The organism is Citrobacter sp. wls708 (assembly GCF_005281255.1).
In the GTDB taxonomy this organism is placed as follows: domain Bacteria; phylum Pseudomonadota; class Gammaproteobacteria; order Enterobacterales; family Enterobacteriaceae; genus Citrobacter; species Citrobacter werkmanii.
On the sequence record NZ_SZXE01000015.1, the window covers coordinates 747,488 to 773,464 of the forward strand.

Here is a 25,977-nt window from a genome sequence, read left to right on the forward strand (position 1 = left end):
TTATATAACAAGGAGTATGTCCTGACCATGGTTTCATCATCTGCAGTTGTACCTCGCAGCGGCCTTTATTACTTTTCTCAGGGATGGAAGCTCATCTCCCAACCGGGCATTCGTCGTTTTGTTATTCTGCCTTTACTGGTGAATATCCTGTTGATGGGCGGCGCGTTCTGGTGGTTATTTAGCCAACTCGATAGCTGGATCCCTGCGCTGATGAGCCACGTACCTGACTGGCTTCAATGGCTCAGCTATTTGCTGTGGCCGATCGTTACCATTTCCGTACTGCTAGTGTTCGGCTACCTGTTCTCCACCGTCGCCAACTGGATTGCCGCACCGTTTAACGGCTTGTTGGCGGAGCAACTTGAAGCGCGCTTAACGGGCGCAACGCCACCCGACACTGGCGTTCTTGGCATCATGAAAGACGTTCCTCGCATTATGAAACGTGAATGGCAAAAGCTGGCGTGGTATCTCCCGCGCGCCTTCGTGTTGCTGATCCTCTATTTTATTCCGGGCATTGGACAGACCGTCGCCCCGGTGCTGTGGTTCCTGTTCAGCGCGTGGATGCTGGCCATTCAGTACTGTGATTATCCGTTTGATAACCACAAGGTGCCTTTTAAGGAGATGCGCGTCGCGCTGCGCACGCGTAAGGTGACCAATATGCAGTTTGGCGCGTTGACCAGTCTGTTCACCATGATCCCGGTACTCAATCTGTTCATTATGCCGGTTGCGGTTTGTGGCGCCACGGCGATGTGGGTAGACTGCTATCGTGCTAAGCATGCGTTATGGAAGTAATGCAAAAATGTGTAAAAGCGGGCTGGCTTATGTCCGCTCTTATTCCATACTGCAAGGCATTATTTCCCATCAGCATATAGATATGCGATTTCCTTACTTCCCCATACTTTCTCAACAGGTATGCTGAAGCGGTATCCCAATTTCATACAGTTAAGGACAGGCCATGAGTAAGATTTTTGAAGACAACTCGCTGACTATCGGTCATACGCCGCTGGTTCGACTGAACCGTATCGGTAACGGACGCATTCTGGCGAAGGTGGAATCACGTAACCCGAGCTTTAGCGTTAAATGCCGTATCGGTGCCAATATGATTTGGGATGCCGAAAAACGTGGGGTACTGAAACCGGGCGTTGAACTGGTAGAACCGACCAGCGGCAATACCGGCATCGCGCTGGCCTACGTAGCCGCCGCTCGTGGTTACAAACTGACGTTAACCATGCCGGAAACCATGAGCATTGAGCGCCGCAAGCTGTTAAAAGCGCTGGGCGCGAATCTGGTGCTGACCGAAGGCGCAAAAGGGATGAAAGGCGCGATCCAAAAAGCGGAAGAAATTGTGGCCAGCGATCCGGAAAAATTCCTGCTGCTGCAGCAGTTCAGCAACCCGGCCAACCCGGAAATCCACGAAAAAACCACCGGGCCGGAAATCTGGGAAGATACCGATGGCCAGGTTGATGTCTTTATTTCCGGCGTCGGCACCGGCGGTACGCTGACTGGCGTAACCCGTTACATTAAAGGCACCAAAGGTAAAACGGATCTGATCACCGTCGCGGTAGAACCGACCGACTCCCCTGTCATCACCCAGGCCCTGGCGGGTGAAGAACTCAAACCGGGTCCGCATAAAATTCAGGGTATCGGCGCAGGCTTCATTCCAGGTAACCTTGATCTGAAGCTTATCGATAAAGTCGTTACCATCACCAATGATGAAGCTATCTCTACCGCACGTCGCCTGATGGAAGAAGAAGGTATTCTGGCGGGGATCTCTTCCGGTGCTGCGGTTGCTGCCGCGCTCAAGCTCCAGGAAGATGAAACCTTTACCAATAAGAATATAGTGGTTATTCTACCGTCATCGGGTGAGCGTTATCTGAGCACTGCACTGTTTGCCGATCTCTTCACTGAGAAAGAACTGCAACAGTAATGCCAGCATGTTAAAAACGCGTAAAAAAGCACCCTTTTGGGTGCTTTTTTGTGGCCTGCTTCAAAGTTTCAACTCTCCTGGCATTGATTCAACCCGCCGGAACTGGTATTTAACCAAGCTAATTATTTTGATGCGCGAAATTAATCGTTACAGGAAAAGCGCTAGCTGAATCGATTTTATGATTTGGTTCAACTCTTCCTTTCGCTGCATAATGTTTAATGACGAACGAAACGTCAGCGGCAAGAAGTTGCCAACAACGGATTGTACCGAACTCCTTTTGTGTCGCGTCCAGTTTACGCCGATGCTAACAATACAGGCTAAAGTTGAACCGCCAGGCTAGACTTTAGTTCCACAACACTAAACCTATAAGTTGGGGAAATATAATGTTCCAGCAAGAAGTTACCATTACCGCTCCGAACGGTCTGCATACCCGCCCTGCTGCTCAGTTTGTTAAAGAAGCGAAAGGCTTCACTTCTGAGATCACTGTGACCTCCAACGGCAAAAGCGCTAGCGCCAAAAGCCTGTTTAAACTGCAGACTCTGGGCCTGACTCAGGGTACCGTTGTCACCCTGTCCGCAGAAGGTGAAGACGAACAGAAAGCAGTTGAGCATCTGGTAAAACTGATGGCTGAACTCGAGTAAGTTCAACGAGTTCTTTTAAATATCAGTCACAAGTAAGGTAGGGTTATGATTTCAGGCATTTTAGCATCCCCGGGTATCGCTTTCGGCAAAGCATTGCTGCTGAAAGAAGACGAAATCGTCATTGACCGGAAAAAAATTTCTGCCGACAAGGTTGATCAGGAAGTTGAACGTTTTCTGAGCGGTCGTGCCAAGGCATCTGCGCAACTGGAAGCGATCAAAACCAAAGCTGGTGAAACGTTCGGTGAAGAAAAAGAAGCCATCTTTGAAGGGCATATCATGCTGCTCGAAGATGAGGAGCTGGAGCAGGAAATCATAGCCCTGATTAAAGATAAGCACATGACGGCTGATGCAGCTGCGCATGAAGTTATCGAAGGTCAGGCCACAGCCCTGGAAGAGCTGGATGATGAATACCTGAAAGAACGTGCGGCTGACGTACGTGACATCGGTAAACGCCTGCTGCGTAACATTCTGGGTCTGGCGATCATCGACCTGAGCGCGATTCAGGAAGAAGTTATCCTGGTTGCCGCAGACCTGACCCCGTCAGAAACCGCACAGCTGAACCTGAACAAGGTGCTGGGTTTCATCACTGACGCGGGTGGACGTACTTCCCACACCTCCATCATGGCGCGTTCTCTGGAACTGCCTGCCATCGTCGGTACGGGTAGCGTCACCTCTCAGGTGAAAAACGACGATTATCTGATTCTGGATGCCGTAAACAACCAGGTTTACGTCAATCCGACCAACGACGTTATCGAGCAACTGCGTGCCGTTCAGGAGCAGGTAGCGACCGAGAAAGCGGAACTCGCAAAACTGAAAGATCTGCCGGCGATCACGCTGGACGGACATCAGGTTGAAGTTTGCGCCAACATCGGTACCGTGCGTGACGTTGAAGGCGCTGAGCGTAACGGCGCTGAAGGTGTTGGTCTGTACCGCACCGAATTCCTGTTCATGGACCGTGAATCGCTGCCGACTGAAGAAGAACAGTTCGCTGCGTATAAAGCCGTGGCTGAAGCCTGTGGCTCTCAGGCGGTCATCGTCCGTACCATGGACATCGGCGGCGATAAAGAGCTGCCGTACATGAACTTCCCGAAAGAAGAGAACCCGTTCCTGGGCTGGCGCGCCGTACGTATCGCCATGGATCGTAAAGAGATCCTGCGTGACCAGGTTCGCGCTATCCTGCGTGCCTCTGCTTTCGGTAAACTGCGCATCATGTTCCCGATGATCATCTCTGTTGAAGAAGTGCGCGCGCTGCGCAAAGAGATCGAAATCTACAAACAGGAACTGCGCGACGAAGGTAAAGCTTTTGACGAAAGCATTGAGATTGGCGTGATGGTGGAAACACCGGCTGCGGCAACAATTGCGCGTCATTTAGCCAAAGAAGTTGATTTCTTTAGTATCGGCACCAATGATTTAACGCAGTACACCCTGGCAGTTGACCGTGGTAATGATATGATTTCACACCTTTACCAACCGATGTCGCCATCTGTGCTGACGCTGATCAAGCAAGTTATTGATGCTTCTCATGCTGAAGGCAAATGGACTGGCATGTGTGGTGAGCTTGCAGGCGACGAACGTGCTACACTTCTGTTGCTGGGGATGGGTCTGGACGAATTCTCTATGAGCGCCATTTCTATCCCGCGCATTAAGAAGATTATCCGTAACACGAACTTCGAAGATGCGAAGGTGTTAGCAGAGCAGGCTCTTGCTCAACCGACAACGGACGAGTTAATGACGCTGGTTAACAAGTTCATTGAAGAAAAAACAATCTGCTAATCCACGAGATGCGGCCCAATTTACTGCTTAGGAGAAGATCATGGGTTTGTTCGATAAACTGAAATCTCTGGTTTCTGATGATAAGAAAGACACCGGAACTATTGAGATTGTTGCTCCGCTCTCTGGCGAGATCGTCAACATCGAAGACGTGCCGGATGTAGTTTTTGCTGAAAAAATCGTTGGTGATGGCATCGCTATCAAACCAACCGGTAATAAAATGGTCGCCCCTGTTGATGGCACCATCGGCAAAATCTTTGAAACCAACCACGCTTTCTCTATCGAATCCGACAGCGGCATTGAGCTGTTTGTTCACTTCGGTATTGATACCGTTGAACTGAAAGGCGAAGGCTTCAAGCGTATCGCTGAAGAAGGTCAGCGCGTTAAAGTGGGCGACCCGGTTATTGAATTCGATTTGCCGCTGCTGGAAGAAAAAGCCAAGTCGACCCTGACTCCGGTTGTTATCTCCAACATGGACGAAATCAAAGAGCTGATCAAACTGTCCGGTAGCGTGACCGTGGGTGAAACTCCGGTTATCCGCATCAAGAAGTAATTCTTGCCGCAGAGAAGAATGGCGCCAGATGGCGCCATTTTTTTATCTAACGGATGGCGGCGTTAAATTTGTGAGGTCATCGGCCGGTAACACGCCTCGCGCATCAGGATTTTCATCCCTTCCGGTCCGCTTTCCAGCATCCGCCTTTCGGAATCAGACACCAGCAGTTCACAATCATACCCACCCGCAATACCAAACATCGCCCGCGCTACACAAATGTCTTCCAGCGCCTCTGTGCCGCTGGTATCAAAATGCCCGACTAAACGTCCATGCTGACGAACCACCAGCCGATAACTTTTCATCGCGCCTCCCCTGCCGGTGGCAGAATTAATTCATCACAACCGCACTGATGCGTCCAGCTCATGACGTCCAGCACGCGCTGCGCGGCATCGTATGCTGCCGTAGTCAGCGCTTTCCCCAGCACAATGCCGCTCACCAGTTCAGCACAGAACAGATCGCCGGTGCCTTTTAAATCCGTCTTCACCCGCGGGTGAGCGAACACCTCAACCGTTTCAGCCGTCACTACCGCCACATTAATATTCTCTTCGCTATCGCCCGGCGCGCTGGTGATCACCACCCATTTCAGCGTGTCGCTAAGCAGAGATTTTGCCGCTGCGATTGCTTCATCAAGCGTACGACACGGCTTTCCGCTCAGCATTTGCAGCTCGAATACGTTCGGCGTCAGCCCCTGCGCCAGCGGCAGCAGATGCTGACGATAAGCCTCCGGGATTTCGGCTTTAACATACATACCGCTATCCGTATCGCCAATCACGGGGTCAACCAAAATGCACAGGTCCGGATGCGTGGCCCGAACGGTTTCCAGCCACTGTGCCAGCAAGGCGATTTGCTCCGCGCTGCCCATGTACCCTGTCGTCACCGCCTTTAGCTCGCGTAAGGCATCACGTTCGCTTAAGGCGCGCAGATAGCCGCTAAACCAGTCGGGCGGAATAACGCCGCCGTAAAAAGTTTCATAATGCGGGGTGTTACTGAACAGTACCGTGGGTACTGCCGTCACGCGTAATCCCTGCGCTTTAATGGCCGGCACAGCGATACTGTTGCCTACGCTGCCATATACCACCTGTGACTGGACGGCGACGATATCGGTCTGTAATGCCCGATGTTTGTCGTCGAAGAGCACTGACTGAATATCACTCTCCTGCTCCATAAATTTCTCCTCTCGCTGGACAGCGCGCTTACGCCTCATTATTATCGTCATATGCTAAAATCCATTTTGTCATAGGTCAATAATGATCGACGGAAAAACCGCTAACGAAATTTTTGACAGTATCCGTCAACATGTCGCTACAGGCACGCTGGTAGCGGGAGAAACGTTGCCGCCAGTGCGGGAACTGGCAACGGAATTAAACGTGAACCGCAATACTGTCGCGGCGGCTTACAAACGTCTGGTCACCTCCGGGTTGGCACAGAGTCTGGGACGCAACGGCACCGTGATTAAGGGGATTACTGCCCCCGTTGCGCTGGAAGGTGGGAACCCAGATACCCCACTAATCGATCTTTCCGGCGGTAACCCAGCCCCCTCACGGCTTCCTGACCTGAGTAGTTATTTCGCGAAGATAAATAAGAATCCGCGCTTGTACGGCGATGCCGCTGTATCACCTGAACTTAAGGTATGGGCATCACAATGGATGCAAAATGCCATGCCCGGCGAAGGTGAAATTGATATCACCAGCGGCGCCATTGACGCTATCGAGCGGCTGCTGTGCGCCCATTTGCTGCCCGGCGATAGCGTGGTTGTAGAAGACCCGTGCTTTTTAAGCAGCATCAACATGCTGCGTTATGCCGGATTCTCCGCCAGTCCAGTTAACGTCGACAGTGAAGGCATGCAACCCGCCATGCTGGAATGCGCATTACAGAAAGGCGCGCGGGCGGTGATTCTGACCCCGCGCGCGCATAACCCGACAGGATGCAGTCTGAGCGCATCCCGCGCGGCGCAATTGCAGGAAATCCTGGCCCGCTATCCGCAGACGCTGGTGATTGTCGACGACCACTTTGCGCTGCTGTCCGCTTGCCGCTGGTATCCGGTGATTGCGCAGAAAACCACGCACTGGGCGATTGTCCGTTCGATGTCGAAAACTTTAGGCCCGGATTTACGCCTGGCTATCGTCGCCAGCGATCCCGTCACTTCCGGGAAACTGCGTTTACGGCTCAACTCCGGCAGTCAGTGGGTCAGCCATCTGCTGCAGGATTTAGCCTGCGCCTGCCTGAGTGACGAGACATATCAACACACGCTGGCGCAAACGCAGCAGTTTTACGCCGTCCAGCAGCAAAAGCTAAATTCAGCTCTGCGCCAATATGGTATTGAACTGCCCGTCGGGGATGGTCTGAATCTGTGGTTACCGCTGGCAGATCACAGTCAGGCGATCGCTTTTGCGCTGGCAAAGTCCGGCTGGCTGGTACGCGAAGGCGAAGTGTTCGGCGTCAATACGCCTGCACATGGTTTACGCATTACGCTGTCAACATTAGAAGACAGCGACATTGATAAGCTGGCGGCTGATATTCATCAGGCGCTCAAGCGCTAACAGGAGAGAAAAAGTGCGAGTTCATTTTGTTATTCATGAGTCTTTTGAATCTGCTGGCGCGTACCTGCCGTGGGCCGAATCGCGCGGCTATACCATCACCTGGTCACGCGTATACGCTGGAGAAACGGTTCCCGCCAATGCCGATGGTTTCGATATGCTCGTCGTCTTTGGCGGCCCGCAGTCGCCCCGCGCCACGCAGGCAGAGTGCCCATACTTTGACGCTCAGGCCGAGCAGCATCTGATCAACCAGGCGATTACGGCACGAAAAATCGTGGTGGGGATCTGTTTGGGCTCGCAGTTAATTGGCGAAGCGCTGGGCGCGAAGGTGTGTCAAAGCCCGGAAAAAGAGATTGGCCACTATCCAATCACCCTTACCGAATCAGGCCAACAGCACCCGTTATTCAGCCATTTCGGCTCACCGCTTATCGTCGGTCACTGGCACAACGACATGCCAGGGTTAACCGACCAGGCGATAATTCTGGCCGCAAGCGAGGGCTGCCCGCGGCAAATCGTGCAATACGGTAATTTCGTCTATGGTTTCCAGTGCCATATGGAGTTCACAGCTGATGCGATTGAAGGATTAATTCAGCACTCAGAGCAAGAGCTGGCCGAAGCTGAAGGGAAACGCTTCATCCGCCCGGTTGAAGAGATGCGCGCCTGGGACTACCAGCAGATGAATGAGAAGCTGTGGCAATTCCTGGATAAGCTGGTGCAAAAACGTAACGAGTAATCATCCCTGGCCGGATAAAACATTATCCGGCCATCGTGCCAGGCAGTTACCTGATGGCGCTACGCTTATCAGGCCAACAAGTTAAATTCCCAGCCCCTGATTAAAGTGCTCTTCACCAAAGACGCCGGTCGAAAGGTAGCGATCGCCGCGATCGCAGATGATCGCCACAACTACCGCGCCGGGCGTGGCACGTGCGACGCGTAACGCGCCCGCGACCGCGCCGCCAGAACTGACACCGCAGAAAATCCCTTCACGAACGGCCAGTTCACGCATGGTGTTTTCGGCATCATTCTGGTGAATATCCAGCACCTCATCCACCAGCGAGGCGTTAAAAATGCCCGGCATATATTCCGCAGGCCAGCGGCGAATTCCCGGAATACTGCTGCCCTCTTCCGGCTGCAGGCCAACGATAGTGACCGCTTTTTCCTGCTCACGCAGAAAACGCGACACGCCGGTAATGGTACCGGTCGTCCCCATACTGGAGACAAAATGCGTGATGCGACCTGACGTCTGCTGCCAGATTTCGGGTCCGGTGGTGGTGTAGTGCGCATACGGGTTATCGGGATTATTAAACTGATCGAGCAGTTTACCTTCTCCGCGCTCAGACATAGCGAGGGCTAAATCGCGCGCCCCTTCCATCCCCTGTTCTTTAGTGACCAGAATCAGCTCCGCACCATAGGCACGCATTGCCGCCCGGCGTTCCTGGCTCATGTTGTCCGGCATCAGCAGCTTCATGCGGTAGCCCTTCAGCGCGGCGATCATCGCCAGCGCGATGCCAGTATTGCCGCTGGTGGCCTCAATCAATACGTCCCCCGGCTTAATTTCCCCACGCTTTTCCGCTTCAACAATCATCGACAGCGCCGCCCGGTCTTTCACCGAACCCGCAGGATTATTCCCTTCCAGCTTGACCCAAATTTCGCTGCCGTTATCCGGCGCCAGGCGTTGTAATTTCACCAGAGGCGTATTGCCAATTGTTTGTTCTAATGTGTTCACGTTTTCAGCTCGTAAAAAAGCCCGGTAAGCGTAGCGCCACCGGGCGATAACTATGCAAATTAACCTATCAGGCTGATTGCGCCAGGGCAAGTTCCTCTTCACGCGTTTCAATACGCTGGTCGCCGTTATACAAACGTGCATTTTGCAGTCCAACAAACAGCCGTTCACCGCGGCTCGGGGAATCATCGCCCTGCATGATGACCGTCAGCGGTTCGTTGTACCACCCGAGGGGTTGTACAACTAATTGGGTGTAGTGCCCTTTCGGACTGGCTTCCAGCACCTGAACCGGCAGCGGCGAATCCAGGCTGGTACGGCGGCTCACATCCACTTCCCATGGACGCAGGAACAGATCGACCGGTCCCTGATAGCCAGGCGTATAGCCCAACGGCCAACGGTGTGCGCCCACGTGGAATTGCCCACCGCGAATCGTCCCCTGCAGGCGGTTAACCTCGCCCATAAACTCCAACACAAAACGGGTAGCCGGTTCACGCCAGACCTGATCCGGTGCGTCGGCCTGTTCGATATGACCCTGGCTCATCACCACCACCCGGTCTGCAACTTCCGTCGCTTCTTCCTGATCGTGGGTAACAAACACGCTGGTAAACTTCAGCTCCTCATGCAGTTGACGCAGCCAACGGCGCAGTTCTTTACGCACCTGAGCATCGAGCGCGCCAAAAGGCTCGTCGAGTAGCAGGATCTGCGGTTCTACCGCCAGGGCACGCGCTAATGCCACACGCTGCTTTTGCCCACCGGAAAGCTGTGCCGGGAAACGATCCGCCAGATGAGCCAATTGCACCATCTCCAGCAGTTTGGTCACTTTGGCTTTGATCGCCGCCGCATTCGGACGCTCACGCCGTGGCAGAACTGTCAGACCAAAGGCGATATTGTCGAATACCGTCATATGACGAAATAGCGCATAGTGCTGGAACACAAATCCCACTTTGCGATCGCGCGCATGCAGACGGCTGACGTCGGTGCCGTGAAAACGAATATGCCCGCTGGACTGATGCTCCAGCCCGGCAATGATACGCAGCAGCGTAGTTTTGCCCGAACCGGATGGCCCCAGCAGAGCAACCATTTGACCTGAAGGAATATCCAGCGAGATATCGTTCAGCACCTGGGTGCGACCAAAAGACTTCTTAATATTGGCAATCTCAATGCTCATGATTTTCCTCCTGCTGCGCGCGTTTCTCCTGGTTCTCCAGACGCCATTGCAACATGCTCTTCAAAAACAGGGTAATAATCGCCATCAGCGTCAACAGCGCGGCGGCGGTAAAGGAGCCGACGGCGTTATAGTCCTGCTCCAGTAATTCAATCTGCAGTGGTAAAGATAAGGTTTCGCCGCGAATCGAGCCGGAAACCACCGACACCGCGCCGAATTCGCCTATCGCACGGGCATTAGTCAGCACCACGCCATACAGCAACGCCCAACGGATATTCGGCAGCGTGACGCGGCGGAACATCTGCCAGCCGGAGGCACCAAGTAAAATCGCCGCTTCGTCTTCATTGCTGCCCTGACTTAGCATCACCGGTACCAGCTCGCGCACCACAAACGGACAGGTCACGAACACCGTCACCAGCACCATTCCCGGCCAGGAGAACATAATTTGCAGGTTGTGCTCATCCAGCCAACCACCCAGCGGGCCGTTAGAACCGTAAAACAACAGATAGATCAGACCAGCGACCACTGGCGAGACGGCAAAGGGAATATCCAACAGCGTCAGCAACAGCTGTCGTCCAGGGAAGTTGAAGCGAGTCACCAGCCAGGCCAGCAATACGCCGAACACCAGATTCACCGGCACCGCAATCAGCGCAATTAGCACCGTCAGCCAAATGGCATGCAGCATATCCGGGTCAGCCAGGTTCTGTAGCACCGGCATTAATCCCTTGCTGAACGCCTGCACGAAGATATAAATCATCGGCACCAGCAAAATAAAGGCCGATACCAACATGCCCGTGCCGATCAGAAACCATTTACCCCAGTTAATGCGGGGTGCGTCATAGCGTTTCAATTGGGTAATGTCTGCCATTAGTGACCTACCACGCGTCGACCAAAGCGACTTTGCAGGGTGTTAATTGAAAACAGTAGCAGCAACGACGCCCCGAGGATCACAGAAGCAATCGCGCTGGCAGCCGGGTAGTCAAACTCCTGCAAGCGAACAAAAATCATTAGCGAGGTCACTTCTGTTTTCCATGCGATGTTCCCGGCGATAAAAATAACCGCGCCAAACTCACCGAGGCTTCGGGTAAACGAGAGCGCTACGCCCGCCACCAGCGCAGGAGACAGCTCTGGCAACACCACTTTACGAAAACTCTGCCAGCGCGTGGCGCCAAGCGTTTCCGCCGCTTCTTCATACTCCGGGCCTAACTCTTCCAGCACCGGCTGTACGGTGCGCACGACAAACGGAATGCTGGTAAAGGCCATCGCCACCGCGATGCCCAGCCAGGTGTAGGTCACCTTAATATCCAGCTTCGCCAGCCATTCGCCGTAGAAGCCATTGACTGAAAACAGCGACGCCAGCGTCAGGCCAGCTACCGCCGTAGGCAACGCAAACGGCAGGTCCATCAGCGCATCCAACAGCGTACGGCCCGGAAAGCGATAGCGGGTTAAGATCCACGCCATCAGCAGACCGAACACGCCGTTAAAAATCGATGCCACAAACGCCGACAGCAGCGTCACTTTATAAGCCGCTACCACCTGCGGATTGGTAATCACTTCCCAATACTGCGCCCAGCTCATTTGCGCCAGTTGCATGACCAGCGCGCTAAGCGGCAGCAGCAATATCAGGCAAACGAACAGTAAGCTGGTGCCCAGGCTTAAGGTAAAGCCGGGCAGCACGCGTCGGGAGGAAACAGCAAACATTTACTTACGCCCCGCCGCCAACAGTTTGTCCAGCTCGCCGCCGCTGACAAAGTGCGTTTTCATCACCTCAGGCCACGTGCCAAACTTGTCTTCCACGCGGAACAGTTCGGTTTGCGGGAATTTATCTTTCAGCTTGTCCATCACCTGCGGGTTGTTCACGCGGTAGTAGAAATCGGTAATGATGGTTTGCGCCTGTGGGCTGTACAGCCAGTTCAGGTACGCTTTCGCCGCTTTTTCAGTACCGTTGGCCTGCACATTTTTATCGACCCAGGCTACCGGGAATTCCGCCAGAATGTTGACCTTTGGCACCACGACTTCGAAGCCCTGATCTTCATACTGTTTACGGATGTTGTTCACTTCTGATTCAAATGTGATCAGCACATCACCCAGACCGCGTTCAACAAAGGTGGTCGTTGCACCGCGACCGCCGGTATCAAACACTTCGACATTTTTCAGGAACTGGGTCATAAATTGTTCGGTTTTGGCTTTATCGCCGCCGTCAGCTTTGTCCGCCGCGCCCCATGCCGCTAAATAGGTGTAACGCGCATTTCCGGAGGTTTTCGGGTTCGGGAAAATCAGCTTCACGTCCGGGCGAACCAGATCGTTCCATTCGTGGATATTCTTCGGGTTACCCTTACGCACTAAAAACGCCATGGTGGAATAGAATGGCGAGCTGTTATTCGGCAGGCGGCTTTGCCAATCGGCAGAGATCAGTTTGCCTTTATCGTGCAGGATCTGCACATCGGTGACCTGGTTATAGGTCACAACGTCAGCTTTCAGTCCCTGCAAAATCGCCAGCGCCTGTTTTGATGACCCGGCATGAGATTGTTTAATCGTCAGTTTATCGCCACCGTTATCTTTCGCCCATTGCTGTTCAAACGACGGGTTAAGGGCGGCAAACAGCTCGCGGGAGACATCGTATGAACTGTTCAGCAGTTCCGTTGCCTGCGCCTGCCCCACCAGCAACAGCATTGCTGCCAGCGTCAGGGTTCTTTTTTTCAGTAAGTTAACGGCCATTGCGCACCCTTATAAATTTAATGACTTTCTTATGGTCATCATATTTATAACCAGTGCTAAAGGAGTAACGGTTTTATATACCGTTTGATGATTTGAAAGTTGAAAAGAGAATAAGGGGTACCTCCTCCCCATCGCGCGGGGAGGAGACCGGCATCAATCAGACGCCAACGCTTACGCTTTCAGGCAAAGTGCTGCCGCCATCAATGACGTTTTGCGTGCCAGTTAAATAACTGGACTCATCCGAGGCGAGAAACGCGGCCAGTTCGCCGACTTCAAGCGGACAGGCCAGACGACGCATTGGAATCGCTTTCGCCATTTCAGTTAATACAGATTCCGGATCGTCCGGATTGGACTGACGCGCAATATTTTCCGCCATCGGCGTACGAACATAGCCAGGGCAAATGGCGTTCACGCGAATGCCGGACTGCGCATATTCCACCGCCAGCGATTTGGTTAAGCCGATAATCGCCGCTTTTGACATTGCGTAGGCCGTTTCGCCCGGATCGGCCACCATATCGCCAGTGACTGAGGACATCATCACGATGCGCCCGTCTTTGCGATCAATCATCTCCGGCAGTACGGCTTTCGTTACGTTCCAGACGCCTTTGATATTGATATCAATATGGAAGTCGCGATCGTCATCGCTCATCTCAAGGAAGTTACCGAGGCGACATACGCCGGCGTTGTTGACCAGAATATCGATTTTGCCTTCAACCTTCTTCGCGCGTTTCACCGCTTCCGTGACTGAAGCAAAATCTCTGACATCCGCGTGAACCGCCGTGCAGCGGTGACCGCGTCCAGCCAGCTCATCCGCCAGTTTTTCAATCTCATCGGAGATATCCAGCAGGATTAAGTTCGCGCCATGGCGGGCAAACGTTCTGGCGATCCCTTCGCCAATACCCTGAGATGCGCCCGTAATCAATGCTGTTTTGCCCGTGAGTTTTCCCATTTCAATATTCTCCTTTTGAATATGAAGCCTTCGCTTCATTCACGCAGAAGATACAGCAATAACAAATCGGTGCTGAGGAATAGCTCACTAAATCAGGTTAATCTCAGGTAAAAAAAATCCCCGACAATTCGGGGATATCTATTTAGTTGCAGATGACAAGATCAGTTCGCCATCCGGCAACTTACCATCACAGCGCCATCAGTCGGTCCAGCGACGGGGCAAAATAATAGCCGCCAGTTACCGGCTTGGTGAAACGCAGCATCGCGTCGCGCTTACCGTCAGTGTCACCGAACATGCTTAGCAGTTGCTGCTCAATATTGTGCAGACGTGCGCAGTAGGCGCAGAAATAGAGACCGTGTGTGCCGCTGGCGGTACCGTACGGCAGGCTCTGGCGCACAATTTTCAGCCCTTTACCGTCTTCTTTCAGATCGACACGGCTCAGGTGAGAGGTAACCGGACGGTCATCACCGTCGATCTCTTCGTTAGCTTCTTTGGTGCGACCAATCATCATTTCCTGGTCATGAATGCTCATGCGGTTAAGTTGCTTCAGGTTATGTTCCCAACGCTGCACAAACACATAGCTGCCGCCAGCATCCACGCCATCTTTGATCACCGCGACTTCACGGCGCGTTTCTTCACCAGCCGGGTTTTCCGTACCGTCAACAAAGCCGCTGAGATCGCGTTCTTCAACCCAACGGAAACCGTGGATCTCTTCTTTAACGTCAATGCATTCACCAAATGCTTCCATTGCCGCCTGCGCGACGGAGAAATTCACGTCATGACGCAGAGAGAGTATATGGATCAGCACATCATACTGGGTGGCCGGCGCCAGGCCTTTACCGTAAGGGATAAAGTCTTTTAACTCTTCCGCCCCAACGCCGCCGCTTAATGCACGCCAGGTGTTGTTGCCGAAAGCCACAACCGCGCCCAGATGCGCATCCGGGAACTTCGCTTCAAAGGTCGCCAGTTTATCGGCAAAGATTTTGCTGGCCGCACGCAGGGCCTCAACGTCGCCTTTAACATTGGCTTCAATCCAAATCGCCGCACGGCAATGTTCTGGCAAAATGCCACTCTGAACCTGAGACATTGTTCCTCCTGAAAAAAAGATGCCACGACCTCGTGGCATTGATTGGCGCTATTCTACCTGTTTTTTTAGCAAGTCGATTTGTTCAGACGCAAATTAACGCCGCCAGATGATTTTGCTGACTTTCCACGTTTTCAGCGTATCGTCCGATGGCATTAAGCCCTCAGGCCCGCTCCATTCGCCGGAAAAAATATAGCTAATATGCTGACTTCCTTCAGCTTTACATTCAATGTTCGCGCTGTCATCGCCGGTTGCTTTCTGGCAATTACCAAAGGCTTTGGTGTAAAGGTCGCTAAACGGTGTACCGATTTCGACACCCGCGTCTGATGAAATATCGCTGTCCAGGACATCAATACGGCTGATAGTTCCCTGACTGCCATTGATGACCATTGCCAGCTTGTCATCTTTCATCGCTTCATAGAAGCGCACCACATTACCGTCATCGGTCTTCATCCCGCTGCGCAGGCGGTAATCACCGTCCAGGGCATCAGCAATAGCTTTTTCATCCAGCGGCGTAGCGCCAGTTAACGCGCCGACGCCCTGCTCAGTGACCTGCGTTGAAGAACCGAACCAGTTCCACGGATTGGCGGCAGACCAGTTCACCGACGACAGCGTGGAACACCCGGTCAATAGCAGCGGCATCGCGCATAAAGTCAAACGCAGTGATTTCATTTCACTTCCTTCCTTATTTATCAACGTTGCTTGGAGTCCGGTTTCGCCAAAAAGTGCCGTTATTCTTTCTCAAGGGAAAAACAGGCGCGCAGACGTTGATTGGTTAACAGCCAGACCAGCGCGACGATATCCGCAACCAGCAGCGCCAGTCCGATGCCGTTGACAGGATCGCCTGCCAGCCACATCGCCGGTTGCCAGCAAAGCAGCACCAGTTGCGCGAGAATCAGCAATCCGCGCAGCCAGCGCCACAAAACAGGAAACGCAAAACGCCGCCCGCTGAGTAAAAAAGCCACCACCGCGGGAACGCCGGGAAGCAACCCCAGCCAGAACGCGTTATGGTCGGGATAAAACAGATTCAGTAGCGTATTGCCCTGCTCCCGGGAAGAGCCGGCAATCACAAACAGTACCCAGGTGCGTGCCTGCAGCAGCAGTACGCACCAGAACAGAAAAGGCAGGCGCAGACGTCCGTGACCGTCATAGTCGGCGGGGTGAAATTCAGTACTCTTCATCTTCGATCAAGCGCTTACCGAGATTGAGTACATCCGCATGTTCATAGCCCAGGCGTTCATACATCCCCAACACCAGATCATTATCCTCACGCACCATGATTTGAATCTTCGGACACCCGCGGGCGATGAGTTTTTTCTCCAGTCGGTTAAGCAGCGCATTGGCGATGCCGCGACCGCGAAACTCAGGATGCACGCCCAGGTAATAGGCCGAGCCGCGATGGCCGTCGTAACCGCCCATCACCGTACCGACTACCTCGCCGTTCACTTCAGCGACCAGGAACAAGCTGACGTCATGATTTACTTTACGCTCAATGTCCATTTCCGGGTCATTCCATGGACGCAGCAAATCACAGCGCTCCCAGAGGGTGATCACCTCTTCGAAATCTTCCTGGCGAAAAACGCGTATTTCCATGGTATTGGTTACCTTTTCAGGACGTTAAAAAGCGATTATGGCGCGAACGGCTGATTTAGCCAATATCTGACGCGAAGCGGCGGAAAAAATGGCATAATACGGAATTGTCACGTATTGAAATGAAAAGTAAAACAATTCTTATCCCGATCCGTCGCAACGGACTACGCGATACGATATAACGTCTGGAACCTTTTTTTACAACTCAGGCCGTATGAGCACTTTTAAACCACTAAAAACACTCACATCGCGCCGCCAGGTGCTGAAAGCCGGGCTGGCCGCCCTGACGCTGTCAGGCATGTCGCAAGCCATCGCTAAAGAAGAAGCGCTAAAAACCAATAATGGACACAGCAAACCGAAAGCGAAAAAATCAGGCGCTAAACGCGTGGTTGTCCTTGATCCGGGTCACGGAGGGATAGATACCGGCGCAATTGGACGCAACGGTTCGAAAGAAAAGCACGTGGTACTGGCGATTGCCAAAAACGTGCGCTCTATTCTTCGCAATCAGGGGATTGATGCGCGCCTGACCCGCTCTGGCGATACATTTATTCCGCTTTACGATCGCGTCGAGATCGCCCACAAACACGGGGCCGATCTGTTTATGTCGATTCACGCCGACGGTTTTACCAACCCAAGCGCCGCGGGCGCATCGGTCTTCGCGCTGTCCAATCGCGGCGCCAGTAGCGCTATGGCAAAGTATCTGTCCGATCGCGAAAACCGCGCCGATGAAGTCGCCGGGAAAAAAACCACCGATAAAGATCACTTGTTGCAGCAGGTGCTATTTGATCTGGTGCAAACCGATACCATTAAAAACAGCCTGACGTTAGGCTCGCATATTCTCAAGAAGATTAAACCAGTACACCGTCTGCACAGTCGCAGCACGGAACAGGCCGCCTTCGTGGTGCTAAAATCACCCTCAATTCCTTCGGTACTGGTCGAAACGTCGTTCATTACTAATCCGGAAGAAGAACGTCTGTTGGGTACGGCGGCATTTCGTCAAAAAATTGCTACCGCTATCGCCAATGGCATCATCAGTTATTTCCACTGGTTTGATAACCAGAAAGCACACTCGAAGAAACGTTAATCATGAAGCCCGATGCACAGCGCGTAAAACACTTCCTGCTTAGCCTGCAGGACGATATTTGCCAGCGATTATCCGCCGTAGACGGCGCCGAGTTTGTTGAAGATAGCTGGCAGCGCGAAGCGGGCGGCGGCGGACGCAGCCGGGTGCTGCGTAACGGCGGTATTTTCGAGCAAGCGGGCGTCAATTTCTCTCACGTCCACGGCGATGCGATGCCGGCCTCGGCCACCGCCCATAGACCAGAGCTTGCCGGACGCAGCTTTGAAGCCATGGGCGTCTCGCTGGTGGTGCATCCACTCAATCCCTACATTCCGACCAGTCATGCCAACGTGCGGTTTTTTATCGCGGAAAAACCGGGCGCCGACCCAGTCTGGTGGTTTGGCGGCGGCTTTGACTTAACGCCCTACTACGGCTTTGAAGAGGATGCGGTACACTGGCACCGTACGGCGCGGGATCTGTGTCAGCCGTTCGGTGATGACGTTTATCCCCGTTACAAAAAGTGGTGCGATGACTACTTCTTCCTTAAACACCGTAACGAGCAGCGCGGCATTGGCGGGTTGTTTTTCGATGATTTGAATACGCCGGGTTTCGACCACTGCTTCGCCTTTATGCAGGCGGTGGGGCAAGGTTACACCGAGGCGTATCTGCCCATTGTTGAGCGACGTAAAGCGATGAACTGGGGCGAGCGCGAGCGTGATTTCCAGCTTTATCGTCGCGGGCGCTATGTGGAATTTAACCTGGTGTGGGATCGCGGCACGTTATTTGGTTTACAAACCGGCGGGCGCACGGAATCAATTCTGATGTCGATGCCGCCGCTGGTGCGCTGGGAGTATGACTGGCAGCCGGAAGCGAACAGCCCGGAAGCTGCCCTTAGCGAGTTTATTCAGGCCCGCGACTGGGTGTAATTGCCTGATGGCGCGACGCTTATCCGGTCTACAATCCGTAGGCCGGATAAGACACAAAGCGTCGCATCCGGCACCATAATCTTATCACGCCCACTGCCGCATACGCTGATGCAGCGTCAACGACGGTTTTTCCGCAAACAACTGCTGGTAGTCGGTAGCAAACTGCCCTAAATGCCAGAATCCCCACTGCATGGCGGCATCTTTCACCGTCGTACTCTGCGACCACGGGCTTATCAACTCGCGACGCACGGCGTTCAGGCGAATACGTTTTAACCAGGCATTCGGACCAATACCCAGTATCGCGTGAAAGGCGTTTTGCAACGTCCGGCGACTAACGTGCAGTTGGTTACACAAATCGAGCACGGTCAGCGGCTCTGACATGTTTTCCAGCACATATTCGCGCGCACGTGACAACAGACGACGATAGCTCTGATGGCTGATGCTCTCAGCGGTTATAATCGGCTGCGCTTCTTCCAGCATAGTCCCCATCGCCAGCAACAGGTTATCGCCCAACACTTTGCGTACCGCAGGTTGACGCAGGTTTTCCGGATTCTCGCTAAACGTCGCCAGCGCCTGCTGCACAAAGCCCCATAGCGCGGCTTTGTGCTGTTCTTTGACTTCCAGCGCCGACTGGTTGCGCAGCATATGCAGCACCCTTTCCGGGTTATGCAGGAAGTTGGCCTGACGGGCAATCGCCTCTTCCGAAATGACAACCCCCAGAATGGTGTAATCATCCGGCGTACTCAGTTCAAACTCCGTCCCGCCTGGACGGGTGGCAATTTCAGCACTTCCCAGACATTGGGCGCCAATAAATCCCTGTTCGCCGCGCGTGGCCGGAATACCAAACCAGAACGAGTTCGGCCAGACAAGGCATGACTGGCGCAGCGCGAGTCCGGTGTATTCACGGAAAACCTGAATATCGTCGAGCAGGATTTCCGTGAACTCGCCATGAAATTTTCCCGGATGCAGCTGGTCGTAAATCTGCTGCCAGGCGGTAATCGTCAGCGCGTGTTCATATACATCCGTTGTTCGCCGCTGGTGAACGTTGTCCACCTCTACTTTCGGCGTAAGTTTAACGTCTTCGGGTAGTGCTTCATGATAAAGATGGTGCAAGTTTGCAGTACGGTTCTTTTTCATGATCTTTTAAGCCGGAAGCTTCAGGGAAGCCCCCGGCCCTCCGACAGGTTAATTTTTTAAGCGGTAGCGGCTACTACGTTTACGCAACGCTCCGTCAGAAAAGAGCTGTTCCAGCGCCTTTCTGGCTTCATCAAGTGACCAGCCAAAGTGGGCAGCCACTTCCCCTGCCGTCATTCCTTGACGGACCGATGCCAACAGCGTCAGAAGTTGTGCAGAGGATTCAGACGTCAACGGGGCGTCCTGCGTCTTCTCTGCTTTTACGTCTGTTTTTACATCTGGCTTCTGTTCTGGTTTCTTCGGCTGGCGCTTAAAACCGCCGATCAGCCACTGGGTGTCATCGTCCGGTCGGCCTATCTCTTTACGGCTGATAACACGGCCTGTACGCGCTGCGGCGGCGCTGCCGGCATCAAGCGCTGCGCGGCACGCCGCCAGATCGCCTTCCACCACCAGCGTCAGCCTGCCAGGATCGAGCACTTCGTGGCTCAGCAGGCGTACGTTCGCGGCTTTCAGCATGGCATCCGCCGCGTCTACGGCAGCCACCATGCCATCCACTTCCAGTAATCCCAGTGCATTGATCATCACAACCTCTCTTACGCGCGCTGGATTGGATTACGGGCAATATCCAGAACGGCATCGGCAAAGGCGTTACATGCGGCTTTACAAGCGGCCTGGCTACCGGTCAAAAACGCTGCTGAATAGTTGGTTTCTGACGGCGGCGGCACGTAGGTCACCAGTTGTACATCGGCAGATTTCAGCGCCGCATCAATACCAAATGTTGCTTCCAGCGGCGGCGCCACCAGATACGCCATCGGATCGCCAAGTCGGCATCCCGCCGTCGCGGAAAGATACGAACCGGTACGCGAAACCACGTGCGCCAGGAAAGCGGTATCTTCTGCGTCATTCGCCCACTGAAACGCTGCGCCGCTTTCAATGTTGGCCACCATCGCGTCCAGACCCGCGCGAACTTCAGCCGGGTTGGGTCCACCGAGCATAATCAGTACTTCGCCCGAGGTTGGAGAGGGACTATGCGCCGCCCCGGCATACAGCGAGCGGCCATAAACCACTTCCACCATCGCCTGTTTTGTCGCTTCGTCTGCGGCAATATACGCCACGTCATCAGAGTCTGCTGTGATGAGTCCGAGGCTACGGATATGTGGCGGTAACTTAAGCTCGCGGGCAAAACCGTCATTTACCGAGGCAATCACGCGCATTGCGGTGACTGAAGGTCTAATCAAATCTAATGCTGGCATGATGCCTCCTTAACGGGTCATATTAATGCCGGAGGCTTTTTGCTCCAGCATGCGCTTGGCCAAATCCACAATTACCGCCGCAGCTTCAACCGGTGGCGTACCGCCCTGGTGAATGTTCGAGATACAGGTACGGTCAGCTTCTACGGTCGTCGCAACGCGCGGCGAATAGACGGCGTAGCAGGAGAGACTTTCCGACTGACCGAGACCCGGACGTTCCCCCACCAGCAGGATCACCGCTTTCGCGCCCAGTAGCTCGCCGATCTGATCTTCGATTTTTACGCGACCATAGCGAACGAAGAACGGGGTCCCAACCTTCAGTCCGGCCTGTTTTAAGCCCGACAACAATGGCGGCAGAATCTCTTCGTAGTTAGCGGTGATGGCGTCAGTAGACAGGCCATCAGAGATAATCACCTGCACATCCGGGTTCATCACACACTGCGATTTCAGCGCATCAATGGCTTCCGCGCTCAGACGACGGCCAAGATCCGGGCGCGTCAGATACAGGTTTTTGTCGCTGATTTCCGAGCGTACTTCCAGCAGTCCCTGCGCTTTTACCCACTCTTCCGGCACTTCTTTTAATACCGTATCTTTTGAACGCGAGTGGTCGGCCAGGAAGCGCAGCAACGCCTGGGTACGCGGACGAGGACCGGCGCGACCAGTACATACACGCGCCGCGGTACTGCGCCGCAGTTCAGTCAACACCTCTGCGCGGTGCGGATTCTCAACGCCTATCCACGCTTTGGCTTCGGCTGAACCTAAGTCCATCGCACAACTTTCACCAGTCGGCGCGGCGCACTGCGTGGTGCTGCATTTTGCTGGTGCTGACGATTTTTGAGCCTGCGGCTGCGACTCCCCCATTGACGCCATTACGCTGCGTACAATTTCTTCAATCTGTTTTTGATCCATCGTGTTTCATCCCCGCATCATCAAAAGAACAGTGACGGATCGCCCGCCCGTTTGGTCAGGCGACCGTTTGCCATAATGCCCATGGTTTCCAGCCAGCGTTCAAATTCCGGCGACGGGCGCAGGTTCAGCAACTGGCGGACGGTCGCGGTATCGTGGAATGCGGTGGTCTGATAGTTGAGCATGATGTCGTCGCCGAGCGGCATGCCCATGATGTAGTTGCAGCCAGCGGTGGCGAGCAAAATCATCAGGTTTTCGTTAAGGTTCTGGTCAGCATCAGCATGGTTGGTGTAGCAGCAGTCGCAGCCCATTGAGATGCCGCTCAGCTTGCCCATAAAGTGATCTTCCAGACCGGCGCGAATGATCTGACGGTCGTTGTAGAGATACTCCGGCCCGATAAAGCCCACGACGGTATTCACCAGGAACGGATCGTAGTGCCGCGCCAGCCCGTAGTTACGCGCTTCCATTGTTACCTGATCGGCGCCGAAGTTTGCGCCAGCGGAGAGCGCCGACCCTTGTCCGGTTTCGAAGTAAAGACAGTTTTCCCCGGCGATACGGTTGAATTCAGCGCCAACTGCGCGCGCTTCGTCGAGCATTGCCAGCTCAACACCGAACTCTTTTAAGCCTTTCTCGCTGCCGCAGATACTCTGGAAGATCAATCCACCCGGCGCGCCGCGACGAATCGCTTCAATCTGGGTGGTAACGTGCGCCAGTACACAGCCCTGGGTCGGAATATTGAATTTATCGATAACGCCGTACACGGTATCGAGCACGCGGCTTAAGTTTTCCACGTCATCCGTTACCGGGTTTACGCCGATCACCGCATCGCCCGCCCCGAAAGACAGCCCTTCATAGATTTGCGCCGCAATACTCTGCACGTCGTCACGGGTGTCGTTCGGCTGCAAACGGCAGCTAAAGGTGCCCGGCAGACCGATGGTGGTGTTAGCCTTTTTGATCACTGGCATTTTCTTGCCGCCGTAGATCAGGTCCGCGTTGGAGCAGATTTTTGCTACCGCAGCGACCACCTCCGACGTTAACCCTTTGCGCGTAAACGCGATGTCATCAACGGAAGTTTCATCGCTCAGCACGTACTCGCGCAGCTCGCTGATACTCCAGTTTTTGATGCGGTTATAGGCCGTTTCATTGACGTCATCCTGAATCAGACGCGTCACGCAGTCCTCTTCATAGGAAATCACCGGGTTATTGCGGATATCCGCTACCGTCATTTCCGACAATACCTGCTTGGCCGCCACGCGTTCCTGTGAACTGGTTGCAGCTACCCCTGCCAGCACATCCCCCGAACGCAGTTCGTTGGCTTTAGCCAGCACCTCTTTAACATCCTTAAACTGATAAACATTGCCGAACAATGTGGTCTTTAGTTTCATAAGTCGTTCCCTCAGGAAGGAAATGCGAGTGATTTCACCGTCACCGGCACAACCGATCCGCCAAAAAGAGGCGTACCAATGTCGATATAGTCCCCCGCCCGGACAACCACCTCATCGATGACCGCCAGCGGGTGTTGCTGTAACTGTGGGCGTAACAGCATGCCCAGGGCTTTACCAAAATCCTGCTCGGCTACCACCAGCAGGGGATGCGGATTTGGATAACGCGCGACAAAAGCCAGCAGCGCATCAATTACCGTTAACAGCGCGGCGTAGCGCACCGGCAGAGAACCGGGCAACGCCAGCACGTAGGCGTCCGTTTGCGGATCCAGATCGAGCTGCATTAACGCCTGTTGCCAGGCGGCCACCAAATCAGCCTCATCAACCGGAATCGCCACCGGCAGATTGCGCAGCGGAAGCGCCACGCCTTCCAGCCAGATGGTGCTGCCCGAAAGCGACAGCGTATGCGCCCCGGCGCCAATCACCGTGGCGCGCACGGTTTGCGCCGGGAACTGCACGTTCATCTCACGCAGGCGCGGATGTTCATGCAGCGCCGTGGCGAGCAGCGGTCCAATATCGGAAAAACAGAACGGATCGGCAGGTTGGTTGCGGTAGCACTCGCCTACCCCGCCGGACAACGTAATCACTTCCGGCTTCACGCCCGCAGGCAGCAGACCGGTTTGCATCAGCGCCTGCGCCAGCGGTGAAAGCGTGCCGTCAATCACCTCCACAATCAGCGCCGCCATGCGTCGCGCCACCGCAACCAGTTGCGCCGCATTGAGGGTTCGGGCGTCAAAGCCCGGACCAAATACGTCATCAACAATCATCTGTCCCGGCTGATGCGCGTGCACCACGTGCCCCTGACAGTCGGTTTCCAGCAGTCGCCCGCCGACGTTCAGACAGGCCGAGCCACTGACTTTTCCGGCGTCGAACAGCGCATAGTTCGACGTCCCGCCACCGATGTCGATATTCAGTACACGGCACAACTTCTGCTCAGACAGCGTTTGCGCCCCCGCGCCGTGACCGGCGATCACCGACTCCAGATGCGGACCGGCGCTGGCAACCACGAAGTCCCCCAGCGACTGGGAGAGCGTCATTACCGCCGGGCGGGCGTTACGGGTTTTGGCGCTTTCTCCGGTGATGATGATCGCGCCGGAATCAACGGTCTCAGGTGCGATGCCTGCCGCCTGATACTGGGCAAGGATCAGTGCCTTAAGTTCGGCCTCTTTCAACCCGCCCTGCTTATCAACAGGGGTAAAGAACACCGGGCTTTGCCAGCTAATTTCGCGTTTGATGAATTCATAGCGCGGCACCTGCGACACAGCCGCACGGTTAACCAGCTCAAGGCGCGAGAAGATCACCTGAGTCGTGGTGGTGCCGATATCAATACCGACGCTCAGTAGCTGGCGAGTGTTCACGATTGCGCCTCCGGGTTGGTTTCTACTTCTGCTGGCACGTTTTCATCTTTCGGTACCAACAGCATAGCCACGCCAATCGCCGTTACGCCGCCTATCAGCTTGCCGACAATCATCGGGAAGATCATGGCGTTCATGTTGGCGGCGGCGAAACCTAAGTGGTCACCCAGGGCGAAGGCCGCGGAGACCGCAAAGGCGCAGTTGATCACTTTCCCGCGGGTATCCATATTCTTCATCATGCCGAACATTGGGATGTTGTTGGCCAGCGTCGCCACCATGCCAGCAGCCGCAATATTATTAACTTTTAACAGGTTACCGACACTCATCAGCGGCTTTTCAAACCAGCGGGTCAGCAGCAGCACCATCGGGTACGCACCCAGCAGCACGCAGGAGATAGAACCGATAACTTCGATGGCGCGCATTACTTCACCCGGCTTGTCGCCCGGTGCCATGAAGATAGGGTCCAGACCCGGGATCAGCTCCCAACCAAGCAGGAATTTGATGACTGCCGCCGCCAGACCGAGAGTGATCAGCGCCACCAGAAATTTCGCGAAGATCTGGAAACCGTTGATCATTTTTTCCGGGATAAATTTCAGCCCCAGCGCCACCAGCACAGCAACGATGATCACCGGGATCATGTTCATCAGGATCAGCGCGAAGGTAAACTCCACCGGCTGCCCGTTGATTTCGACGCCGGAGTACATCGCGACCAATCCCCCCGCGATACAGCCAATCGGAATGGTGACGATACCGGCCAGCACGCCCAGCGCCAGATAACGACGGTCAGACGGTTCAATAATCCCCAGCGCAACCGGAATAGAGAACACCAGAGTCGGCCCCATCATCGCCCCAAGGATCAGGCCAGAGTACAGCCACGCCGCAACGTCGCCGCCCGCCAGTTCTTTCGCCAGGAAGAAGCCGCCCATGTCGCACGCCAGCAGCGTTCCGGCAAACATCGACGGGTTCGCGCCCAGCATTTCGTACAGCGGAATAATCACCGGTCCGAGCAAATGCGCCAGTACCGGCGCCAGTGCGGTCATACCGACCATCGCCAGGCCCAACGCGCCCATCGCCATAAAACCTTCTTCAAACTGACCGCCCGACCCCTCAATACTCTTACCGAATTTACCGAGGAAGCGCGCTGAACCGCCGAACTGCGACAGGATCCTGTCCACGGCGGCAATCAGCATAAAGAACATCATGATGTACATGATGATTTCGTTAATTCCCATAGCCCCTACTCCCTGTCA

Annotated in this window: 28 protein-coding genes; 9 read left to right on the top strand and 19 right to left on the bottom strand. The window is 54.3% G+C overall.

All coding sequences use genetic code 11. The features are described 5' to 3' along the window. Window positions 1-27 precede the first annotated feature (27 nt). The 5 genes from cysZ to crr all read left to right on the top strand — a co-directional run bounded on the left by cysZ (window position 28) and on the right by crr (window position 4,888). Window positions 28-789, top strand: a complete 762-nt coding sequence (cysZ, locus tag FDW97_RS08835; protein WP_069324501.1) for a sulfate transporter CysZ — start codon at window positions 28-30, stop codon at window positions 787-789. A 163-nt stretch (window positions 790-952) separates the two neighbouring features. Next, window positions 953-1,924 (top strand): cysteine synthase A, encoded by a 972-nt coding sequence (gene cysK / locus FDW97_RS08840; protein ID WP_038642476.1) that lies wholly within the window; start codon window positions 953-955, stop codon window positions 1,922-1,924. A 383-nt stretch (window positions 1,925-2,307) separates the two neighbouring features. Then, window positions 2,308-2,565, top strand: a complete 258-nt coding sequence (gene ptsH, locus FDW97_RS08845) for a phosphocarrier protein Hpr (protein WP_002913505.1) — start codon at window positions 2,308-2,310, stop codon at window positions 2,563-2,565. Window positions 2,566-2,610: 45 nt separating this feature from the next. Further along, window positions 2,611-4,338, top strand: a complete 1,728-nt coding sequence (ptsI, locus tag FDW97_RS08850) for a phosphoenolpyruvate-protein phosphotransferase PtsI (protein WP_003038080.1) — start codon at window positions 2,611-2,613, stop codon at window positions 4,336-4,338. A 40-nt stretch (window positions 4,339-4,378) separates the two neighbouring features. Next, a complete protein-coding gene (gene crr, locus FDW97_RS08855) occupies window positions 4,379-4,888 on the top strand; it encodes a PTS glucose transporter subunit IIA (RefSeq protein WP_000522253.1) in 510 nt (169 codons plus the stop codon). Window positions 4,889-4,950: 62 nt separating this feature from the next. On the opposite strand, the gene FDW97_RS08860 is transcribed toward crr, so the two are convergent. After that, a complete protein-coding gene (locus tag FDW97_RS08860) occupies window positions 4,951-5,190 on the bottom strand; it encodes a hypothetical protein (protein ID WP_038642483.1) in 240 nt (79 codons plus the stop codon). Further along, window positions 5,187-6,053, bottom strand: coding sequence for a pyridoxine/pyridoxal/pyridoxamine kinase (gene pdxK / locus FDW97_RS08865; RefSeq protein WP_038642485.1), 867 nt, complete (start codon window positions 6,051-6,053; stop codon window positions 5,187-5,189). Before pdxK ends, FDW97_RS08860 begins: the two co-directional genes overlap by 4 nt. 82 nt (window positions 6,054-6,135) lie before the next feature. On the opposite strand from pdxK, the gene ptsJ reads away from it, so the two are divergent. Both ptsJ and FDW97_RS08875 read left to right on the top strand, forming a co-directional pair. Next, on the top strand, window positions 6,136-7,428 hold the full coding sequence (ptsJ, locus tag FDW97_RS08870) for a transcriptional regulator PtsJ (protein ID WP_137350921.1): 1,293 nt from the start codon (window positions 6,136-6,138) through the stop codon (window positions 7,426-7,428). Between the two features lie 13 nt (window positions 7,429-7,441). Further along, entirely contained in the window at window positions 7,442-8,158 is a 717-nt protein-coding gene (locus FDW97_RS08875; RefSeq protein WP_137350922.1) for a type 1 glutamine amidotransferase, read from the top strand. 81 nt (window positions 8,159-8,239) lie between these two features. Here the strand turns inward: FDW97_RS08875 and cysM are convergent, their stop codons facing one another. The 10 genes from cysM to FDW97_RS08925 form a co-directional block, all read right to left on the bottom strand. Then, a complete protein-coding gene (gene cysM / locus FDW97_RS08880; protein ID WP_038642491.1) occupies window positions 8,240-9,151 on the bottom strand; it encodes a cysteine synthase CysM in 912 nt (303 codons plus the stop codon). A gap of 67 nt (window positions 9,152-9,218) precedes the next feature. Beyond that, complete coding sequence (cysA, locus tag FDW97_RS08885) at window positions 9,219-10,316, bottom strand: sulfate/thiosulfate ABC transporter ATP-binding protein CysA (protein ID WP_003038066.1); 1,098 nt, start codon at window positions 10,314-10,316, stop codon at window positions 9,219-9,221. Then, entirely contained in the window at window positions 10,306-11,181 is an 876-nt protein-coding gene (gene cysW / locus FDW97_RS08890) for a sulfate/thiosulfate ABC transporter permease CysW (protein ID WP_038642495.1), read from the bottom strand. The genes cysA and cysW overlap by 11 nt, the downstream gene beginning before the upstream one ends. Next, the gene (gene cysT / locus FDW97_RS08895) at window positions 11,181-12,014 is read right to left on the bottom strand and encodes a sulfate/thiosulfate ABC transporter permease CysT (protein WP_038642497.1); all 834 of its coding nucleotides are present in this window, start codon (window positions 12,012-12,014) and stop codon (window positions 11,181-11,183) included. Before cysT ends, cysW begins: the two co-directional genes overlap by 1 nt. Beyond that, a complete protein-coding gene (locus tag FDW97_RS08900) occupies window positions 12,015-13,031 on the bottom strand; it encodes a sulfate ABC transporter substrate-binding protein (RefSeq protein WP_069324493.1) in 1,017 nt (338 codons plus the stop codon). It lies immediately after the preceding gene. Between the two features lie 157 nt (window positions 13,032-13,188). Beyond that, on the bottom strand, window positions 13,189-13,980 hold the full coding sequence (gene ucpA / locus FDW97_RS08905; RefSeq protein ID WP_038642502.1) for an SDR family oxidoreductase UcpA: 792 nt from the start codon (window positions 13,978-13,980) through the stop codon (window positions 13,189-13,191). Window positions 13,981-14,167: 187 nt separating this feature from the next. Beyond that, complete coding sequence (gene yfeX, locus FDW97_RS08910; protein WP_137350923.1) at window positions 14,168-15,067, bottom strand: porphyrinogen peroxidase; 900 nt, start codon at window positions 15,065-15,067, stop codon at window positions 14,168-14,170. Window positions 15,068-15,160: 93 nt separating this feature from the next. Further along, entirely contained in the window at window positions 15,161-15,736 is a 576-nt protein-coding gene (locus tag FDW97_RS08915; protein ID WP_038642508.1) for an RpoE-regulated lipoprotein, read from the bottom strand. A 59-nt stretch (window positions 15,737-15,795) separates the two neighbouring features. Then, entirely contained in the window at window positions 15,796-16,245 is a 450-nt protein-coding gene (locus FDW97_RS08920) for a DUF2919 domain-containing protein (protein ID WP_038642510.1), read from the bottom strand. Beyond that, complete coding sequence (locus FDW97_RS08925) at window positions 16,232-16,657, bottom strand: GNAT family acetyltransferase (RefSeq protein ID WP_006683546.1); 426 nt, start codon at window positions 16,655-16,657, stop codon at window positions 16,232-16,234. Before FDW97_RS08925 ends, FDW97_RS08920 begins: the two co-directional genes overlap by 14 nt. A gap of 211 nt (window positions 16,658-16,868) precedes the next feature. Between FDW97_RS08925 and amiA the strand changes: the two genes are divergently transcribed. Together amiA and hemF are read left to right on the top strand one after the other, a co-directional pair. Then, a complete protein-coding gene (gene amiA / locus FDW97_RS08930) occupies window positions 16,869-17,738 on the top strand; it encodes an N-acetylmuramoyl-L-alanine amidase AmiA (protein ID WP_085049240.1) in 870 nt (289 codons plus the stop codon). A 2-nt stretch (window positions 17,739-17,740) separates the two neighbouring features. Continuing rightward, complete coding sequence (gene hemF, locus FDW97_RS08935) at window positions 17,741-18,640, top strand: oxygen-dependent coproporphyrinogen oxidase (RefSeq protein WP_137350924.1); 900 nt, start codon at window positions 17,741-17,743, stop codon at window positions 18,638-18,640. 84 nt (window positions 18,641-18,724) lie between these two features. Here hemF and eutR read toward each other — a convergent pair whose 3' ends face one another. Genes eutR through eutH form a run of 7 tightly spaced genes read right to left on the bottom strand, consistent with a single transcriptional unit; the run spans window position 18,725 to window position 25,959 of the window. Continuing rightward, complete coding sequence (gene eutR / locus FDW97_RS08940; RefSeq protein ID WP_038642516.1) at window positions 18,725-19,777, bottom strand: HTH-type transcriptional regulator EutR; 1,053 nt, start codon at window positions 19,775-19,777, stop codon at window positions 18,725-18,727. Between the two features lie 48 nt (window positions 19,778-19,825). Beyond that, window positions 19,826-20,356 carry an ethanolamine utilization microcompartment protein EutK gene (gene eutK, locus FDW97_RS08945; RefSeq protein ID WP_038642518.1) on the bottom strand — a complete coding sequence of 177 codons (531 nt, stop codon included), beginning with the start codon at window positions 20,354-20,356 and terminating at the stop codon, window positions 19,826-19,828. Window positions 20,357-20,367: 11 nt separating this feature from the next. Then, window positions 20,368-21,027: an ethanolamine utilization microcompartment protein EutL gene (gene eutL, locus FDW97_RS08950; RefSeq protein ID WP_003838537.1), complete on the bottom strand. Its 660-nt coding sequence runs from the start codon at window positions 21,025-21,027 to the stop codon at window positions 20,368-20,370. 9 nt (window positions 21,028-21,036) lie between these two features. Then, a complete protein-coding gene (eutC, locus tag FDW97_RS08955; protein ID WP_137350925.1) occupies window positions 21,037-21,933 on the bottom strand; it encodes an ethanolamine ammonia-lyase subunit EutC in 897 nt (298 codons plus the stop codon). Between the two features lie 20 nt (window positions 21,934-21,953). Further along, window positions 21,954-23,315, bottom strand: a complete 1,362-nt coding sequence (gene eutB, locus FDW97_RS08960) for an ethanolamine ammonia-lyase subunit alpha (RefSeq protein WP_003038029.1) — start codon at window positions 23,313-23,315, stop codon at window positions 21,954-21,956. Between the two features lie 11 nt (window positions 23,316-23,326). Beyond that, on the bottom strand, window positions 23,327-24,730 hold the full coding sequence (eutA, locus tag FDW97_RS08965) for an ethanolamine ammonia-lyase reactivating factor EutA (protein ID WP_137350926.1): 1,404 nt from the start codon (window positions 24,728-24,730) through the stop codon (window positions 23,327-23,329). Next, on the bottom strand, window positions 24,727-25,959 hold the full coding sequence (gene eutH / locus FDW97_RS08970; protein ID WP_038642526.1) for an ethanolamine utilization protein EutH: 1,233 nt from the start codon (window positions 25,957-25,959) through the stop codon (window positions 24,727-24,729). Before eutH ends, eutA begins: the two co-directional genes overlap by 4 nt. Window positions 25,960-25,977 lie beyond the last annotated feature (18 nt).

Excerpts from the sequence above, each read along its gene's own strand:
- cysA (WP_003038066.1), bottom strand. The coding sequence starts at position 10,316 with ATGAGCATTGAGATTGCCAATATTAAGAAGTCTTTTGGTCGCACCCAG.
- ptsJ (WP_137350921.1), top strand. The coding sequence starts at position 6,136 with ATGATCGACGGAAAAACCGCTAACGAAATTTTTGACAGTATCCGTCAA.
- pdxK (WP_038642485.1), bottom strand. The coding sequence starts at position 6,053 with ATGGAGCAGGAGAGTGATATTCAGTCAGTGCTCTTCGACGACAAACAT.
- FDW97_RS08860 (WP_038642483.1), bottom strand. The coding sequence starts at position 5,190 with ATGAAAAGTTATCGGCTGGTGGTTCGTCAGCATGGACGTTTAGTCGGG.
- cysT (WP_038642497.1), bottom strand. The coding sequence starts at position 12,014 with ATGTTTGCTGTTTCCTCCCGACGCGTGCTGCCCGGCTTTACCTTAAGC.
- amiA (WP_085049240.1), top strand. The coding sequence starts at position 16,869 with ATGAGCACTTTTAAACCACTAAAAACACTCACATCGCGCCGCCAGGTG.
- ucpA (WP_038642502.1), bottom strand. The coding sequence starts at position 13,980 with ATGGGAAAACTCACGGGCAAAACAGCATTGATTACGGGCGCATCTCAG.
- cysW (WP_038642495.1), bottom strand. The coding sequence starts at position 11,181 with ATGGCAGACATTACCCAATTGAAACGCTATGACGCACCCCGCATTAAC.
- yfeX (WP_137350923.1), bottom strand. The coding sequence starts at position 15,067 with ATGTCTCAGGTTCAGAGTGGCATTTTGCCAGAACATTGCCGTGCGGCG.
- FDW97_RS08925 (WP_006683546.1), bottom strand. The coding sequence starts at position 16,657 with ATGGAAATACGCGTTTTTCGCCAGGAAGATTTCGAAGAGGTGATCACC.
- cysK (WP_038642476.1), top strand. The coding sequence starts at position 953 with ATGAGTAAGATTTTTGAAGACAACTCGCTGACTATCGGTCATACGCCG.
- FDW97_RS08915 (WP_038642508.1), bottom strand. The coding sequence starts at position 15,736 with ATGAAATCACTGCGTTTGACTTTATGCGCGATGCCGCTGCTATTGACC.
- ptsH (WP_002913505.1), top strand. The coding sequence starts at position 2,308 with ATGTTCCAGCAAGAAGTTACCATTACCGCTCCGAACGGTCTGCATACC.
- eutH (WP_038642526.1), bottom strand. The coding sequence starts at position 25,959 with ATGGGAATTAACGAAATCATCATGTACATCATGATGTTCTTTATGCTG.
- FDW97_RS08920 (WP_038642510.1), bottom strand. The coding sequence starts at position 16,245 with ATGAAGAGTACTGAATTTCACCCCGCCGACTATGACGGTCACGGACGT.
- ptsI (WP_003038080.1), top strand. The coding sequence starts at position 2,611 with ATGATTTCAGGCATTTTAGCATCCCCGGGTATCGCTTTCGGCAAAGCA.
- FDW97_RS08900 (WP_069324493.1), bottom strand. The coding sequence starts at position 13,031 with ATGGCCGTTAACTTACTGAAAAAAAGAACCCTGACGCTGGCAGCAATG.
- cysZ (WP_069324501.1), top strand. The coding sequence starts at position 28 with ATGGTTTCATCATCTGCAGTTGTACCTCGCAGCGGCCTTTATTACTTT.
- eutR (WP_038642516.1), bottom strand. The coding sequence starts at position 19,777 with ATGAAAAAGAACCGTACTGCAAACTTGCACCATCTTTATCATGAAGCA.
- eutK (WP_038642518.1), bottom strand. The coding sequence starts at position 20,356 with ATGATCAATGCACTGGGATTACTGGAAGTGGATGGCATGGTGGCTGCC.
- crr (WP_000522253.1), top strand. The coding sequence starts at position 4,379 with ATGGGTTTGTTCGATAAACTGAAATCTCTGGTTTCTGATGATAAGAAA.
- hemF (WP_137350924.1), top strand. The coding sequence starts at position 17,741 with ATGAAGCCCGATGCACAGCGCGTAAAACACTTCCTGCTTAGCCTGCAG.
- eutL (WP_003838537.1), bottom strand. The coding sequence starts at position 21,027 with ATGCCAGCATTAGATTTGATTAGACCTTCAGTCACCGCAATGCGCGTG.
- eutC (WP_137350925.1), bottom strand. The coding sequence starts at position 21,933 with ATGGATCAAAAACAGATTGAAGAAATTGTACGCAGCGTAATGGCGTCA.
- eutB (WP_003038029.1), bottom strand. The coding sequence starts at position 23,315 with ATGAAACTAAAGACCACATTGTTCGGCAATGTTTATCAGTTTAAGGAT.